This window comes from Exiguobacterium sp. USCH10, from assembly GCF_037619445.1.
Taxonomy (GTDB): Bacteria; Bacillota; Bacilli; order Exiguobacteriales; family Exiguobacteriaceae; genus Exiguobacterium; species Exiguobacterium aestuarii_A.
This window is the reverse complement of sequence record NZ_JAQPZO010000005.1, coordinates 88,750-106,924: the sequence shown is the minus strand read 5'-3', so window position 1 is coordinate 106,924 and position 18,175 is coordinate 88,750. Positions and strand designations below refer to the sequence as shown.

7 protein-coding genes are annotated in these 18,175 nt (G+C 48.9%); all 7 read right to left on the bottom strand.

Annotated features, from left to right (window positions below; genetic code table 11):
- Positions 1–17 precede the first annotated feature (17 nt).
- Positions 18–2,183: a glycosyltransferase gene (locus PQI28_RS09820; RefSeq protein WP_339963174.1), complete on the bottom strand. Its 2,166-nt coding sequence runs from the start codon at positions 2,181–2,183 to the stop codon at positions 18–20.
- A complete protein-coding gene (locus PQI28_RS09815) occupies positions 2,180–5,263 on the bottom strand; it encodes a CgeB family protein (RefSeq protein ID WP_214761562.1) in 3,084 nt (1,027 codons plus the stop codon). Before PQI28_RS09815 ends, PQI28_RS09820 begins: the two co-directional genes overlap by 4 nt.
- A gap of 555 nt (positions 5,264–5,818) precedes the next feature.
- Positions 5,819–7,885, bottom strand: coding sequence for a bifunctional metallophosphatase/5'-nucleotidase (locus tag PQI28_RS09810; RefSeq protein ID WP_339963173.1), 2,067 nt, complete (start codon positions 7,883–7,885; stop codon positions 5,819–5,821).
- A 241-nt stretch (positions 7,886–8,126) separates the two neighbouring features.
- Positions 8,127–10,238 (bottom strand): heparinase II/III family protein, encoded by a 2,112-nt coding sequence (locus PQI28_RS09805; protein ID WP_339963172.1) that lies wholly within the window; start codon positions 10,236–10,238, stop codon positions 8,127–8,129.
- 171 nt (positions 10,239–10,409) lie between these two features.
- Positions 10,410–12,974, bottom strand: a complete 2,565-nt coding sequence (locus PQI28_RS09800; protein WP_339963171.1) for a hypothetical protein — start codon at positions 12,972–12,974, stop codon at positions 10,410–10,412.
- A gap of 193 nt (positions 12,975–13,167) precedes the next feature.
- Complete coding sequence (locus PQI28_RS09795; RefSeq protein WP_339963170.1) at positions 13,168–16,212, bottom strand: hypothetical protein; 3,045 nt, start codon at positions 16,210–16,212, stop codon at positions 13,168–13,170.
- A gap of 634 nt (positions 16,213–16,846) precedes the next feature.
- Positions 16,847–18,163 carry an Ig-like domain-containing protein gene (locus tag PQI28_RS09790; RefSeq protein WP_339963169.1) on the bottom strand — a complete coding sequence of 439 codons (1,317 nt, stop codon included), beginning with the start codon at positions 18,161–18,163 and terminating at the stop codon, positions 16,847–16,849.
- Between the last annotated feature and the right edge of the window lie 12 nt (positions 18,164–18,175).

Here is an 18,175-nt window from a genome sequence, read left to right as displayed (position 1 = left end):
GATGGCGGGCTTGCTGATTATGAATGGACGGCATTCAGTTCTGCTAGTAAGAGCTCCTCTAATTTCGGAGCGAGCGTTTCAATCGCGAAATGATGATGCGCATACGCTTTATAGGCCTCTGTCGCTTCCAAGAGACGTGCTGAATCCCCTTTGAACGAACGGATGATGTCGACGCCTTCTAACACGTTTTCCATCAACACATCGTCCGGATAGATCGTCTCACTTCCCGTCCAATGACGGATGATCGGATACGTACCAGACGTCATCGCTTCAGCCGGTGCCAAGTGGAAACTTTCCAAGTCACTCGTCGACAGCACGAAGCCGATTTTCGTCAACCATTCCGGAACGTCATCCCCGTGTCCATCGAAGCGAACGCTCTCTTTGAAGATTGGTTGCTCCAATCGCTCGAGCAAGCGGTCGTAGTAGGCACGCTCGTCTTCTCGCTTGTTGATCCAGTAGATGTCGTTTGGATGATGGCCTTTGATAAAGAGCTTGTATCGTGGGTCATCTTGTAACAACGTTTCGAGCATATCGAGCGCGAGGTCGAGGCGCTTCAGTTTCGGGTTGACCCCGATCATCCCTAAGTGGAACGTCAAGTCTTCCGTTTCTTTCGGTTGGACGAGACGCTTCCCGTCGACAGCGTTATAAATCATCGTCATCTTGTGACGCGGGATGCGGAAGAGACGATACATCTCTTCAAGCATATATGGCGACACCAAGATGATGCGGTCGATGTTATGAAGGTTGTATTCACGTGGGAACGGTGTTTCTTTCTCTTGGCGGTGAATGCGAACGATCATCGTCTGATGCGGCTTCTTATGATGCGAGTACCAGACGGCGTTCCCGAGACCCCATTCACAGAAGATAATGTCTGCTTGCTCGAGACATGCCTTACTGTGATTCACGTCATGAATCTTATGTCCTTCCCATTGGTCGATCAAGACGTTGAAGCGCGGGTTGTTCTGGAAGTAGTCCATGAACAGGCGCAAGAACTTGAAGTCATGACCAGCGAAGAGAAGATTGATTTTTTTCATCGACCAAAGTTCGTCACGAAGACGGGCATACGTGTTACTGAACGTGTAATACTGCGACATCTCATAGAGACGCTTCGCCGCGTCAGCGTACACATCCTCATCCGTAAGCGCGAGACGCGCCTTCTCGATGAATGCTTCTTCCGAGTTGACGAAGAGCGGATAGTCTTCCCCGAGAATGAGTTCGTGCATCGGGTTACGGTTCAAGAGGACCGGTTTTCCGAGCGAACCGTATTCGAGCAATTTCGTCGAAAGCTCAAGACTCGCGTCGAGCTCTGGATGACGCCATGATACACCGATCGCACTACGGTCGATGAGCGTCTCGACGTCCGCTCGCGGAATGCCTTTGAGCCAATGAATCCCTTCCTCCGACTTCAGACGCGCTAACGTCTCTTGTTTGAAGTTCGGGTTGTTCGGGTCTTGGTTGAACTTGTCGCCCGCAATATGGAGCTCGGCCGGATACGTCTCACGTAACTTGGCGAATGCGTCTAAAATCTCGGTCGTGTACCAAAGCGGTGCGAACTTCCCTGTATAGACGAGGCGGTCGTTCGGTTTCGTGAACGTCGGCTGCGTCCCCTTTCCATTCGGAATCATCGGATTCAAAATCAAGAACGGGCGGTCCGTCGGCAAGAACGACTCGAAGTACGTCTTCATCGCCTCGGTTTGACAAAGCATACGGGCCGAACGCGACGCAATCTGACGAAGGCGTGCGAGCTCTTCTTCCGACGCTTGTGTATGGTCGTGAGTGAAATCCGTGATATATGTCCACGTCTTCGCCATCGTCTGTTCATATTGAGACAAATCGTACGCCAACTGGAATCCACGGACGAACGCCAAGTCATAGCCTTCTTTTGTCATCAACTCATCAATCACTTGTGCTGCCTCATCCGCTTGAAGGACGCCACGTTCATGATAAGGTGTCCCTTTCTTCGGTGAGTTTGCTCCGAACAAATCGATGAAGCGAACGTTCGGCAACTCTTTGATGCCCGCCGTGACTTCTGGTTTGGTGATTGAGCGTTTGAGGAGGACATCGACGTGAATCGATGGGTCCTGCTTCAACATCGAGACGACGGAAGTCAGCCAGATGGCCGACCCGTCAATCAAGTTTAAGTTGACATCCCCATAAACGAGGACGCGAAGTGGTGTCGTCATAATTGTACCTCCTGAGCGACTGCTGTTGGCATCTCGCTCCCTGCTTTTACATATTGATACGGGTCTGTACTAAAGATTCGTTCACCGGATTGAGCCAACTCTTTTAGCGTCGCATCTGTCGCGAGGACGTCAAGCGCTTCCCGGACACTATAGAAGCGGAGAACGTCCGGCTTCATGATCGAACGTGAAGGCGTCGCGTCGAACACATAGCGATATGTGCCATCCGAATCGACCTTCTCGAGCGTATCGTTCCAAGTGAAGTAGTCCTCTTTCGTCAAAATGTTCGCTTCCGCATAGCGCGTCGCCAACATGTAGTCGGAGATGTAAGAAGGACCATAGTAATCTGCCGTCTGAATGTAGGCCATCCAATCAAAGCCGTCCATGATTTCAGACAAGGCGTTGTACTGCGGCAAGTAGCTGAGCATGAATGTCGAGATATCCTCGGTGTTGTATGCCTCGTAAACGTCTAAATGTCCTTCGAACTTGTCGAGGAAGACGACGAGATGTTTGTGCTCGTAGTCCTGTGCACGGAACGTGTCGACGACACGGTTCATCTCTTCTGTCGAGCGGACGAATGCGACGAGCGCGACTTTCGGATGGTCGACACGATACGGGAGTCCGATCGTGCTGACGACTTGTGCGAGACGTTGCGTGTACGTGTGGTTCTTGAGCACGTGACGCATGCCACCCATCGCCACGTCCTCATAGAACGCATCGTCGGTGAGCAGTTTACGGAACGTTTCTTCGAGCATCTCATCGCCCTCATCGAGGAAGACATAGTCGCCGAGCATCTGTTTAACACCGACCGAACGCGTACTGACGACCGGTGTCGCACACGCGAGTCCTTCAAAGACACGGCGCGAGAACATCGTCGGTGAATCGTTGACCGAGTTGACATTCAGCATGACTTTAAAGCCTTTATACGCTTTTGCGATTTGATTATATTTCAAGCTACCACGTATTGATTGACGGAACTGTTCAGGGAACTGAAGTTGGTCCGTCTCGCCACGCTGGTTCATCTCGTAGTTGCGGTCATAAATGACGAGACCATACTTGTCAGCAGCTGCGAACAAGCGGTCCATGTCAATCCGACGCGACTCGTGACGGTTGGCATAATAAGAGCCCGCGAAACAAGCGTACGGTTCACGTGTTCCCGGAAGGCGGATTGGGTTATGCTCTTTCGGCTGTGCCGCAAACGGCAATGCGCCGACACGGTCATGCCCACAATCGCGCTTATAGTTCTCGAGAATGTTCGCATCCGTCGTATAGACGAAGTCAAAGCGTTTCGCCGTCTCGATGAAGCGATCGTAGTGAATCGGGTCCTCTTTGTTCCAGAAGACGGTCGGGACGTTGTTCAGACGGCACCAGTCAAGAAGTGCATCGAGGTCTTCCCACGTGTTCGTCCCATACTTGACGATTTTCTTCTCCCACGTCTTGTCGTTCCCTTTCCATGCGGATTCGACCATGAGGAAGTCAGGCTGGCGGTCAGCCAAGACGGCTGGCCAATCGTCTGGTGAGAAGGTGATCAACTCACACTCCGGACGATACGATGCTGTCGTGAACTCATCGAAGATGGCCGCGACTTTCATCTCATGCAACTCACGTGGTGTCGTCTCAAATAGACGTGCCTCACGCGGGTCTACCCATTCCGGTACTTGCGTGCGGTCGGTGATAATCTCTTCACTGACGCGGATGCCTGTGACGAGTGTCTCACCTTGTCCATCCACACGAAGGGCGAAACGGAGGTAGCGGACATCTTTCCCGAACTCGAAAATCTTCTCGCTACCGAGCTGGACTTGTTGCATCGACAATCGTTCTGTCAGCGAGTACGAAATGATATAGAGGACGACGCCTGTGTTCGCACCGAGCTCACCATCGACTGTGACGCGATAGCGATGGTTCGGTCGGACCGTATACGGGTTCTCTTTCGGGAGAACCGTGAAGCGGTTATTTGTCTCCATATAAGAAACATAACGGCGCACGTCCGGCTCGATGTCCAATACGAGACGAAGACCATTCGGATCTTGTTTCAATTTAATCGACTCCGGTGTCGGAATCGTCCAATATGTCGGATCTAAATCGAACTGCTCCGTACGACGGACACTATTCTCACGGATGACACCAAGCTTAAGGTCTGAAATCGCACCATCACCGTAGAAGCGGATGAAGTAGCGGACCGACTCGTGGCTAGGTGTCAGGCTCAAGACGTTACTGAAGCCGAGTGGCACTTCAATCAGTTGATCGCGCTCACCGTGTGCATACGTCGCCACAAACAATGTCGCTTTCGCCGTTTGAGACGCATCTCCTTTTAAATAGAAGCGATAGACATAGTCGTCCATGTCGGCAAGCGAGAAGTCGATGCCGCGCTTCGTATCTACGTGTGGAAGAGCCGCTTCTTGCACGCCGTAGTGCTCGTACTGGCTACCTTGTCCTGTCACGATGATGGCCTCGTCTGAAAAGTCGACGATGCGTCCAACAGGAGAGATTAATTCAAGCGTTGAGGCATCCAGCTCGATCATCGCGTCAAAGTCGGCATCGGCAACGGCACTACCCATCCCTTCCACGTTCCATAGCGGTTGGCCATCGACGAGGAGTGATTGGATGAGGGCGCGCCCCTTACCTTGTGTTTGAATGACGAAGCGTGTCTTCGTCTCGTTTTCGCGAAGGGCGACCGTCGTGCGAACACCGTCACTCACACGGACGACACGCGTCCGTTCTTCGTCGTTATACAACATCACGAGTAGCGTGACTTCGATGTCACCACTCTTTTCAACGTTCAAGCTCGCGTCAAATTCACGAATCGACGGATTGAGCTGGAACGAATCCGGGCCAGGGACGCCGCGGAACGACGAGGCACGTTCGCCATACGTCAAAAATTGCTTCTCAGCCATCGTTGAAACGAGCGCTGCACCATCGAGTTCGTAGTTTGCAGATGTACGTGCGTACCAAGACGGGACGACCTCGACGAACTGTCTCGTCTGGACTTGCGTCTGTGTCCCTTTCATCAACCGACGACCGATGCGTTTGCCGCGCTGCATGCCTAGGTAGACACCGCGTTTCACTTTTCGTTTCCAACTCATGGGGGGTTCCTCCAAATTCATTATGGCATCGTTTTCTCTTTAGCCGATGCCCTGTTATTTGAAACATCACGTTTCGACACCCATTGATTATAGCAAACGCTCAATTCAAAAGGCAAAATCAACTGAATGACAAATCGAATACAAAGAGGACATATGTTCAGAATGCTTCGATTATGATGAATTCACTGGAACTAACCTACTTTACAAACAAAAAAGGTTTCTTTTGAAATTCCCTTCGGCACACCGCTTTCCTGGGGCGGTCAGCGAGCCGCATCGCTTTCAGCTGCTGGGTCTCGCCTTGCCCGCTCTCCCCAAGGAGTCGGCGTGCCGTCGGTCATTTTCAGTCGATCATCGTCATACACCAAAATGAAATATAAAATCGCCCTCCATTTTCACTGAAAAATAGTATTATGAGCTATTCGGTAAATACTTATCCGCAGATACCTAGCAACCATACGTGACACTTCTTCGAAACTGATTGTGGAGAATGAGTAAAAATAGCTTTTCACTCAAAAAAATCAGGACACCCGATAAGGATGCCCCGCCTAAAAAATCTTATTTTGCTACGTCGACGATACGACCTTCAACCGTTGGTGTGATCTCACCAAGGTCGAGCATGTGGTCGCGGAGGTTTTCCCAGTCGCTAAGACCGAGGTCCGTCACACGTGCATCTTTGAATGCTGCTTCGAACTCGACATAGTTGTCGCCGCCCGTCGCTGTGTAGTAGTTTGTCGCAACTTTGTACATACCGTTCGGATCGATGGCAACATCCGTCGTACCGTTGTTGTATGTCACCTTCACGATACGCTCGTTCGCTGGCTTCGAGCTGTCGAACTCGACTTTCAATCCTGATACTTGGAGGAAGCCGCCGCTCTCACGTGGGTAAACGCTAACGCTGCGCTCGAGTGCCGCGAGCAATTCAGAACCTTTGAGGTTCATGACAGCAAGCGTGTTACCGAACGGAAGGACCGTGATGACTTCACCTGTCGTGACAGGACCTGCATCGATGCTCGAACGAATACCGCCTGAGTTTTGAACTGCCGCGATGATGTCTGCATCGTAGTCTTTCGCTTTCGCGAGCATGCCGTCTGCGATCAAGTTACCGAGAGCCGTCTCTTGTTTACGTACACTTGGTGCTGAAATGTCGCCTTCGTCACGTGGGTTTTCAAGTGCCGCTGTCAACGTGACACCAATCGGGTCATTGCTGATCTTGTCGACATCTTCTTTAAATGGTGCAAGAAGTGAAACCGCGCGAGCGTCTGGCTCGAGTACTTTCACGTCGATCAACTTACCAGCATGCGAAACGATTTTCCCGTCTTTGTCGAACTCGACGTCAAGTGTACCGAGGAACTCACTGTACTGGAAGGCTTGGACGATGAGCGTCGGCTCTGTTTTATTTTCTGAGATGACGACAGGTGCGTTCAAGCGTGAATGCGTGTGACCACCGATGATGACATCGATGCCGTCAACGTTTTCAGCTAGAAGCAAGTCGTTGTCGACTGTCGGGTTGTCGTTGTAACCAAGGTGCGAGACCGCGACGATTTGATGGACACCCATGTCTTCGAACGCCTTGACCGCTTTCTTCGCCTCATCGATATAGTTTTGGAACTTGATTGGACCCGGGCTAGCGATGTCAGCCGTTTCTTCTGTCGTCAAACCGAAGAATCCGACTTTCTTCCCGTCAACCACTTTGATGACGCCCTCATAGAGACGACCGTTGTAAGCCTTCTCTGTCGTTTCATCACGGTACAAGTTCTTCATGTACTGGTCGCCAGAATAATCGACGTTCGAGCTGACGAACGGGAAGTTCGCATAACGAACGAATTGTGACAACTCTTTATGTCCTTCTTCTGTTCCGAGGTCGAACTCGTGGTTACCAGGTACCATCAAGTCGTACTTCATGTAGTTCATCAACTTGAGGTCAGCTTGTCCTTTGAACTCGTTGAAGTAAAGTGAACCAGAGAAGACATCTCCCGCATCGATCAACAAGCTATCTGGTTTTTCAGCACGAACTTGTTTGACAGCTGTCGCACGGTTCGGAGCGTACTTGAGCGCCGCATGCGTATCGTTCGTATGCATGATTGAGAGGTCGTATCCTTCTACTTTATAAGGAACGTCGAGTGTCACGGTGCGGCCTTTATGCGTGTAAGATGCCGTCGCGACGAACTCACCAATCTTATCTGTCGAAAGGTTTGTCCACTTCACCGGTTGACGGAGGACACGGTCGACGAATTGGATTTGAAGCGTGTTCAACTGGCCAGTCAATTGCTCACCATGTTTGAACGTCCAGTCCCCTTTTGGAGGGATGATTGCTTTCGGATAGTTAACGACGCGTACTTTTTTCTCGAAGTACTGGTTCTTCCATTTAATGTATCCTTTAGCAACTTGATATGTACCGAGCTTGTCCATGTCGACTGTCGATTTGTACCAATAGATTTTGTTCCCTTGATACGTTTTGTCGAGCGCTGCGTCAAGATCCCCGTCTGTGACGAAAGCTGCTTTCAACTTGATTGTCTTTTTGGCAGGAGCCGCTTCTGTCACGACCGCCGGGGCGATCACCGATGCCGTGAGCGTTGCTGCGAGCATTCCTTGATAGAACTTGCGTGTTTTTGAGTTCAACATGCAGATATTCCTCCTTTGAATATGTATGAGTCGACCGTACCGAAGTCACACCCTCGATTTTGACCTCCTCCGACAGATGTCTGACATCAAGCCAATGGAAGCGATTACAAAACCTGTATAGACTTCATCTTTAAAGATACGCAATCTCACAAAATAACACAATTACTTTTCTGTAAATATTTCGTTATTTCTTGTCGGAATTGAAAAAGAAGATACCAATTGGCATCTCCTCCTCATTTCCTTATAGCGTCTCACTTATTTCCTCACTCACACCTTTCGGCATTTCGACGGTACGAGATTGTCCGTTCGACAAGGAGTAGTTCACGACGTAAGCCGTCTCTGTCTCCATTACGTTCGAGAACGTAACGCGCGTCCCTGTCTTCGAAAGATGGAACAAGGTGACGAACGAGGTTCCTTTCCCAGTTTTTGTCGAAACGACTTGGTGACGTGGCTTCCATTCGAAATCACGATAGGCGACAAAACTCGGTTCGATTCGCACCGTCCCCGTCGAAGCGATCGGCAGTTGAATCATCTGGAGTGTTCGCCCTTCCGCATCACGGAAAAACATCTCACCCTCACGTTCTTCGACCGGTTCAAGACCGACTCCGAGATGGAACCGTTGCGTGAACGGGACGCGGGCGTCACTTTGAATCGTATCCGCGACAAGCACGGTGCCGTCTAAATCGTGCGCGATGCTTCGCGTATGATGAATCCCTTGCCCCATCAAATCACTGAATCCGCTCGCCCGTTGTAATCCATCGACTTCCTCGACCAAAGTGATCCCGCTTTTCCCGATCGTGCTCGAATGGAGCGTGAGCTGACGAGATCCCATGTTCACCGTGTTGTGCGCTTCGACACGGACGGCCGTATCTCGCTCCGGTCGGTTCGTGTACCCATATCGTCCGGTCTCGACGATGAAATCGCGTCCAAATCCGTACAGGTCGATGCTGAGATCATCTTGATGTTTATGGGCCGTATTATGGAACCCCGCCGTCATCATGAGTGAGACCGCATCGGCGAAAGGCTCATTCTCTCCCCAATGTTCGCGCAACACCGCGTATTGCGTATCGAGCTGTTTCACGCGTTCCGTCGGTCGCACCCCTTCCGTTCCTCCTGTCACCGCATAAAGCAGTTCAGGATAGTCACGCAATGTCGAAATCATCGACGTCGTCCGCGGTTCCCCCGTCGTGTCGCCGAAGAGTGGAAGCGTCCGGTTCGGTTTCATCAAATGGACGAGCGTCTCTGGCATTCGTTTGACGGCCTCTAGACGAGGAGATGTCACGAAGCCGTTCGCCTCGATCCAGCGGTTGAAGCGATACAGCATCTCGTACGTATACACCTGATAACCCGGCGAATGCTCCAAGTGGACGTTGTCAGGACTCAGGGAATGGTCCAACTGTGTCGTCAACCGCGTAGTCGCAAGCTCATTCCAAACACTTGATTGTTCGAGCTCAGGGAACGTCTGAGCGATATCCGTCAACGCCATGTCTTGGAAGATCCCATGATTGTGACGTTCCCGATAAAATTTCGCGTCCGCCAAGATTTCACCGTGCCCTTCAATCGTTTGAAGCACACGAGCGCTGAATGCTGCGTCATTATTTAAAGGAGACTTCTTGTATTGATTCCAAAAGTTGATGAGATGGAACGTGCGAATCGCCGTCCCTTGTTGGTGATACGCGTTCGGGTAACGACGATACGAGTCGGTCGGATATTGCTTGACCCAACTATCGACGAATGCCTTTCCGTAAGCCAAGTAGCTCGTGTCTTTCGTATAGTGATACGCCATCGTCAGTTGGTTCAATACCATCCAATATTGCATTTGGAACATGAACGACGTCGAATCACCGACAGTGATGTCACGCTCCCAGTCAAACGTATGAATGTCTTCCACGATTTGTTTGCCCGGGGTTGCCCCGATGCGCCACACCCCGTTCATGGCCGAGTCCGCTTGGCTGACGGCTTGCGCTTTTGTCAGAAATCCATAGTAGTACGGGACCTCACGTCTTTCGACACGTGCCGTATAATTATGAAGCAATCGTTCGTATCGTCCGTCAGAGACGACGGCTTTCGTCAATAGTTGAGCCTTTAACGGGATTTCTTGCTTTTTGACGTACGTGCGTCGCCCGTTCACCTCGACTTGATAATAGCCACCGGACACACCGACGACCGCATATTGTTCATTCGGTAGCAGTTTCCCGATCGGCTTCATCGTCTTATCCGGCAACAATCGATACACGGTCGTTTCTTTTGATACTTCTGTAAAGAACGGACGTGCCACCTCTTCTGCCCCAGCAGAAGTTGTCGTGAGAAGTAGCGCCGTGGATAAGAGCGCACCTTTAACATATGTATTCATCCAATACCTCATTTATCTTTTTTTACCATCATACCATGAATAAAAGGGATTTTTTTCAAAAAGAAGAAAAGCGATTTTTAAATCTTACTATGTAACAACAGCTCACAATAACCAATCATGAAACCCATATAAAAAACGTCTATCCCAATTGAATGAGATAGACGTTGAATGTTAGCGGGTCGTGACGTAAATCGTCTGTGAACGACCTTTTGGCGTCGTCATCCGGACCGTCAAACGTGTGCCTGATTTTTGAGCTGCCATCGAGACAGACGTCGATTTTGACGTCACCATCTTCGATGCGAGGAGTGTCGACCCGCGATGGATCGTCACTTTGCCATAATCGATGTTGGCGTTCACCGTCACAGAACGTGACGAGCTCGTCGGCGTCGTCACCGTGAACTTCGGTGTCAGCCCAGCCTTCACGTAGACCGTCTGAACGAAACGATACACGCCTCGCTTACTGACGAGTGTGACTTTCGACTTGATCGGTTGAGGTGCCAAGTTCATGACGACACGTCCTGTCGAAGAACTCTTCCCGCTCGCGATTCGTGTCGAGCCGTTTTGCAACGTGACTGCGCTATTCGGAAGCACCATCCCGACCCATGTCTTTTGCTCATCATGGAGGCGGATGTTGCTGAACGTGACTTTCGGTAACGCAAGACGCGTATCTAGCTTCTGACCTCCACGGACGAGACGAACGAGGACGATGTCACCAGGTCGTGCCGGAACCGTGAATCGCGTCGAGGAGACCGGAGTCGCCGTCGTACGTTTGCCGTTGATATAGAACTGAAGGTCTGCCTTCACGTCACGACGAACGCTCACGACCGTATGTGTCGCCGTCATCGCGACATCTGTCACTTGAAGAATCGTTGGTCCGACCGCAACGACACGATGCTCCGTCGTTGTTGAGCGGTCTCCCGCCGTAGCGACAGTACGAATCACGTCACCATCCTGAAGCGTCTTCGGCAACACAAGCGTGCGACCATCCCCGACGAACACGTCGTTAACGTACGTCTTGTACGTAATGCCTTTAGCTGTTGACGCATAGGATAATGTCGTATCCCCTGCGTTCGGTGTCACCTGGAACGTGAAGGTCGGTTCAGCCCGCTCAAAGACAACGAGTTCCTTCTCCACCCCTTCCGTGCCCGCTGGTGCATACGTCACGCTGACGCCTTTTGCGAGCGGATCGACTGTTCCCGTCACGCGCGCAATGCCCGAGGCGTCTGCTTGAATCGTGTCGTACCACGAATGGAATTGTTCTTTGACGAAGACGTCAATTTTCCCGTTCGGCACGGTTTTAAACATGACACCCGTTTCGACAGAGTCTTCTAACACCTCAATCGTGTTGGCCTCTGGATTCGGAACCGGTACGGTGAACGTTTTGCGATACACCGCTGTCCTGCTCGCTAGACTCGTCACCGTGAACGTTGTCCCTGGCGCAAGCCGTTCCGTCGTCATTCGGAATTCACCAGATAACGTCGCTTTCGTTGAATATTGGATCGGTTCTTTTCCGTCTTGATGAACTCGTACCGTCACACCTGCGCGAGGTGCCGTTTGTCCAACGATTTCACCCGCAAGTCCGAACTTACGAATCGAAACGTCCCCAACATTGTAGGAGAAGAGCGTCCCACTGAACGTTTTCCCCATGTATGTGAGGTCATAGTTGACGTCCGTCACGTACGAAAATACTTGTGGCGACGTGACTTCATTCGATTTATTCGCTCTTAAGCGCTCAAACGGAATCGTTTCGGTCACCCCGTCCAGATTTGTCGATTTGAACGTTATTGGATATGCGCGGTCGACATATAGGTATGGGTCACCTTCTGTGTTCGCCCCTTTATCCACTTCGAATTCTAGTTGAGTCGGCATTTGTTTATAAGAAGAAAGCGGAATCGTCTGATCCGAGAACGCTAAAACGCCAGGGAATAGCGTCGGATAGACGATTGGATCATACGTCTTCAATTCTCCAGATGTAGTATGTAAGACCCCATACGTGCCTTGCGAGTACCAATGTAAGAACCCATCTTCTTCTGCATACTGTACGTCATACCATTCAGGAAGCGCGATCAGTTGTCGGGTTGCCTCAAGATAGACGTAACCTTGTTCCGGATAAGCGATGACACCATCAAAGGCGAGCGCTTCTTTGTCACGGACTTGGACCTTCACATCAAAGGTTTGAGTCGATTCCGTTTCACCCGTCACTGCGTTCACACGGTCAATCTTCAAAAGATCGTGTTGTGCCGCAATGACAGTCTGACCATCGGTAGATAACGTGACAGCGGTCCCGAGGTCGGAACGCTTCCAAATGACATCCCCTTGAAGGTTCGTCATGATCACTTCTGTCCACGTCGCCCATAGAAGTCGATCGTGCGCGACGTCTGCTCCGACAATTCGATAATTTTCTGGGACCCGATGCGATGTGATCTGACCATCAAGGTCAATGATGTAACTGCTCGTTGAACAAATACCACATCCGATTGTAAGGACGAGATGCTGACCGTCCACACTCATCACGGCATTTTTATCATTGGACCAGTGTAAATCCAATTCGGTCGATAACGGAATGCGTTCTCCCGTTCCGACGTGGTAAAGTTCCTTTCCATCCATCGTGATGACGTAAGGACTGTTAGAGATCCGATAATGGTTCGGAAGCGGCTCGCCTGCTTCCACCGAATCAGGCAAACTTAATATAGGAAGAAAAACGGCAATTAGAAGTGCCCACAGCAATTGTTTCACGTACATTTCCTCTTTTCTTAAAAAATGGTAAAAGATTAATTTGATTACAATAAAAGTATAATTTGTTTTATAGAAAAGGGGAATTGATTTTTAGGGTAAAAGCAAAAAACCGGTAGTGCCGAGGCACTACCGGTTTACAAGATGGCTCCGTCCGAAGACGTTGCTCTATTTAACCCTAAGGGAGGGTCAACGATTAGTTAGGCGCAACTACAGAGAACGTGTTTTCAACTGGACCTTGGAACAATGATCCATCGAAAGATACGAGGTCTTTGTTTACAGTCACAACGTTAGAAGCAGCGTTCAATGTTCCGTCCGGAAGTGTGATTGTTACTGTTTCGAATCCAGCCACACTGTCGTTGTTCGCTACGCGGATAGAAGTTCCTGATGGAAGCGTCTTACCGTTAAGTGTGTATTGAGCTGGGTTCGTAGCATCACTTACACCAGAAGTGAGGACACCTTCAGTGAATTTGATAACCACTGTGTCTTCTGCCGAACCATTAAGGGCCCCAGAAACACCGTTTTGAGCGATTGCGAATGGTGTGTTTGCAGCTGGAGATTTCGCAACTGTGAACGACTTAGTAGCTGAAGCGGCTGTGTTACCAACATCGTCAGATACTGCACGAACAACGAGTGTCCATTCAGTTGATCCACCACCGTCAACAACCGCTTGTGGAGTAAGAGCTCCTGAAGCATTGCTCCATTCAACAGCAAGGACGTTGTCCATTCCGTTAGCGTTGTTAGCGTATCCTGTAACCGTACCGTTGATTGTGACAGTTTTTCCATCTTTGTCTTTACCGATGAATTGAGCTGTCGTTCCACCAAGACCAGCTTGACCTTGTGCCAATGTAGCATCTTCATCAGAAGCAGCAGCAATCTTAACTGGCTCGCTCATTGTTACAGCGAAACGGTTTGTCATTGCTACACGATCGATTTGAGAGATGATTGGGCTTGTTACATCTGGTGTGTTAAGTGGCGAACCAGAGTAGTTCAAGCTAAGTGCGAGGTCATCATTCTTAAGACCGTTAGCTACGTTTGTAACAGCTTCTTTAGCGATGAAGATACGGTACTCATCGTTGTAGTAGTTTTTGTTTGAAGCAGCAGTATCGTAGATTACCGTCCAGTCAGAAGTAAGTTCGATTACATACTCTGAAGCTGAGATACGTGTTAATTTGTGCGGCAATTGAGAAACTGGAACAGTTACGAATGATCCGTTTGAAGCTTTACGTTGAACTTGAATGTCAGCTGCTTCAAATCCAGAAACCGACTTGTCAAACTTAACGCGGAATTGTTCTGGTGATTCTACTGTTACAGTCGCGCTTGGCTTAGCCGAATCTGCAACGATGCTGAAGTACAAGTTCTGAGTAGAACCAAGGTTAGCTGTGTCAGTCAAGTAAGCAAAGTCCTTCATAGAAGAAATTTGTACAGAGTGTTGTCCAGCGCCGAAGTATCCAAGTACAGAGTTTGACTTCCCTTCGTTGTACGTTCCAGAAAGTGAAATCGTAGCAAGGTCGCGGTTATCAGCGAGTGTAACTGGGTTGAAGTCACCAAATTCAGCTGAGAAGTCAGATCCTTCTACAAAGCGACCGTCAAGAACGAATGTTGCATCAGAAATCGCTTCTGAGAACTTAACTTTCAAAGTGTTCAATCCTTCAGCCGTAGCAGAAGTTGCTTCTGGTTTACGAGCGTCAGTTACAACGAATGAAGCAGAAGATTTTGTAACTTTGTTGATTGAGTTAACTGTGTTAACTTCAACTTCTACACGAGCGTTGTCAGTGAGGACAACACCTTTGTCAAGGATAACTTCCATCGCTTTAGGGTTTCCAGCAACTGGTTTGAATCCTTTAACAGTGAATGTTTTTCCACCTTGAGTGATTTCTACAGATTTGTCTGTTCCATTTACACGGAAAGCATGGCTGTATGCTTCACCATTAGCTGCTACTGGTGAAGAAGTAGTAGTTGAGCCGTTAGTGTAGAGATATTTACCGCTAGCATCTTTTGCAACGAAGTGATCAAGTGATACTGCTTTGTCGAAGAAGAGTGTGAAACGGTCTGCTTGGTTTGATTCAGCGTTCACAAGCGTGATTGTGTCAACTGATCCTGAAGTTGAAGTTACGAATGAAACATTTGCAGTTCCAGCAACTTTACCGATAAGTGCTTTGTAATCTCCAGAAGCTTCGATGATTTGTGCATCGATTTTCGAAGTGACACCTGTGTTAGAGAACTCAGAAGTCAAGATTACAGTAGCTTTACCGTCTTGGATTGTAACACGTTTTGAAGACAACGCACCGAAAGTAGCGTTCAAGTCAAGAACGATGTTATCCGCACCAGCATCAACACGGCCAGTAGCTGCGTCAACAAGCTCAAGTGTTACTTCTGTGTTGTCTGCTCCGTTAGCAAGAAGTGAAGATGCTTTTGGAGTTACTTTAAGGTTCCATACTTCGTCAACAGCAAGTGATTTGAAGGCTTTAGAACCGAAATCTTTCGCTTCACCTTTAACCATGATGTTGTTAGCAGCGAGCATGTAATCTTGTCCGTATTCAAGACCAGAAACTTCAAGTTTAACAGTCTTTTTGTCAGCTCCGAGTGTAGCACTCGTTACGTTAGCTCCAACGATTGAGAAGTTAGATGCTGAAACTGAATCAACTTCTTGGTTAAGCATTACTTCAACTGAAGTTTTACCTAATGCTTTAACAGAAGAAATCGCTCCAGCGACTGCTTTATCTACCACTGTGTAAGACAACATTGAAGTGATGCGGTTACCGTTGTGGTTGTATGAGATAAGAACTTCTTGCTTACCTTCATCTTTAGTGTTGTAGTTCGAGCTCATTGTGTAACGCTCAGGCGCCTGAGTGTAGATTTTGCCATCGCGGTACATAACGCGGATTGATGGTTTTTCGAGTTCAGAACCAGCTTTTACTTCACCGAGATCTTGCTCGAGGATGTAAAGTGGGTAGTTACGAGCGTAAAGTTTCTTGATGTAAGTCTTTCCATCAGAACCTTGACCTTTGATTGTCTGCCATTTGTTGATTGCAGTAACGAGGTATTTACCCCATTTGATTTCAACACCTTTTGGTGTGTTGAGCGCGAGCGCTTCTTTAAACTTCCCACCGAGTACGACCTCTGGTTTGAGTTCAACTGTTGAAGTTGCTGCTTCTGCTGCCATTACTGGTGTAAGGGCTGCTGCCGTCACAGCAAGTGCTGCTGACGCTTTGACTAGCTTGAATGATTTCTTAGCCATCTTGTGTAAATCCTCCCTTTGGTTATGTTACGTGTTTGTCTCTACTCGTCTACGTTGACGCTCCCCCCGCTAAATGATCCCTTATGTATACGCCATTCATACAAATGACTTATCCAACTTAATCGTTTAGGTCTTGAGTTTCAGCGAAACAAGTAGGTATTTCTTCAAGAAGTGAACCCCTTGAACAATTTACCAAGTATGAACTTGGAAAACCTTACATCCATAATATACATAACACTTCCAGCTAGCACAAGCGTTTTTTTTCGCAAAAATGGGAATGATTTTGAATTTCTCCAATAGGAAGATAATTTAATATTGAATTCCCCTCTTTTTAAAATGTCGAAATACGTCGAAAAAAGGCGAAATAAAGCCATTTATCAGCTGACAACTTTATTATATACAAAAAATGTAATTATTAATGAATATTATGGATTTATGTATAATTTCCATGTCTATTTTTTGATTTGACCATTTTTCGCATTAATTAAATCCTTAATTTTACATTGACCAAACTTTTCAAACCATTTCAAGGGAATCATCTTTAAAGCTCCGCTCCTCCATTAGACCTATCCACGAAACCAAAAAAAGCCGCAGGTGAATGATTCACCTACGGCTAATAACTTATTTCTTCTTATTAATATCCTGCGTATTGAAGCGACTGGATGAAGGCACGCTTCTCACCTGCGATCAACGCCCACTCCACATCATAGTCGTATCCTTCGATTGTGATGACGATCCGATTCTCTGGACGAACATGTTGTTTGACGAAAGCGATCATCTTCGCGCTCGGTTCAAACCAGTACGATTCTTCTACTGATCCGTCATCATATTCATAGTAATCGATATCCCACTCATCGATTGCTTCTGTATATGTCGCATTCCCTACACGGATGCGAAGCTTATTGAATCCAACCACATCTCCATCTTCTGTGTAGTTGCTCAATAAGAACAACATATTCGATTTCGACGGGCGGTCAATGAAGAACGGCGCAAATGTCTCGTTGTAACGTGTCGATCCGTCCCATGTGAATACTTCTTTATGGAAGACTGCACGGAATCCTTCATCCGTCACACGATAGAAGTTGTTGAAGAGTGCGTGTTGAACCGTCAACGTTTCAGAAGCGCTGTAGTTACCAGCACCATCACGTACCGCGAGGGTCATCTTCTTACCGAGTGGTTGTTTTGGAATCGGAAGCACGAACTTCCCAGTCGACATGACCGGTGCTGAGTATGCTTTTCCGTCGATTGTTACGACTACTGTTGCGAGCGGTTCCGCTGTTCCAGCGATTCCGTTCGATGTCGTCGTCACAGCTTGTGTCAAACGGGCTTTCGCAGGCGCGACTTTATCAGCGACGACCGTTGTTTGAACGAGTTCACTGAGTGCCCCACTCTTCGCTTTCGCTTGAGCAGTTAGCGGTGTCCCTACTTTTTGAAGGGCGATCACGCGGCGGTATTGCCCGTTCGCATCAAACGATCCGTTGAACGTGCTTCCTCCGACTGTGACCGTCACGCCTACTCCAGGTGTCCCTGTGACAACAATCGCACGTGCCGAGTTATCGACCGTGTTGATGACCGGTGCTTCCGGACGTTGTTCTGGGTCTTCTGCGACGACGACGCTCGTCTCTTCACTTACGTTTCCGCTCGCATCGACGAGACGGACTGTGATCACGCGACCGACAGGCTGTGGTGACATCGTGAAGATCGCTTCCCCAGTTGAACGTACGACACGCTCATATGTTTTGTTTGCGACGAGAATCTCCGCTTTCGTTCCAACTTCTCCTGTGATTTTCAATGAAGTCGACGTATGAAGCGGTGTTTCCACGACTGGTGCTTCTGGTGCCGTCGTATCGACGACCGTTTCATTCGTCTCTGCTGCAACGAATGTTGGAGCGAAACCGCCGAGAACGAGTGTCCCCGCTAAGAATAAAGATAAGTACTTTGGTTGTTTCATGAAAAGATGTTC

Coding starts and splice junctions, on each gene's coding strand:
- PQI28_RS09820 (WP_339963174.1), bottom strand. CDS start 2,183: ATGACGACACCACTTCGCGTCCTCGTTTATGGGGATGTCAACTTAAAC.
- PQI28_RS09815 (WP_214761562.1), bottom strand. CDS start 5,263: ATGAGTTGGAAACGAAAAGTGAAACGCGGTGTCTACCTAGGCATGCAG.
- PQI28_RS09810 (WP_339963173.1), bottom strand. CDS start 7,885: ATGTTGAACTCAAAAACACGCAAGTTCTATCAAGGAATGCTCGCAGCA.
- PQI28_RS09805 (WP_339963172.1), bottom strand. CDS start 10,238: ATGAATACATATGTTAAAGGTGCGCTCTTATCCACGGCGCTACTTCTC.
- PQI28_RS09795 (WP_339963170.1), bottom strand. CDS start 16,212: ATGGCTAAGAAATCATTCAAGCTAGTCAAAGCGTCAGCAGCACTTGCT.
- PQI28_RS09790 (WP_339963169.1), bottom strand. CDS start 18,163: ATGAAACAACCAAAGTACTTATCTTTATTCTTAGCGGGGACACTCGTT.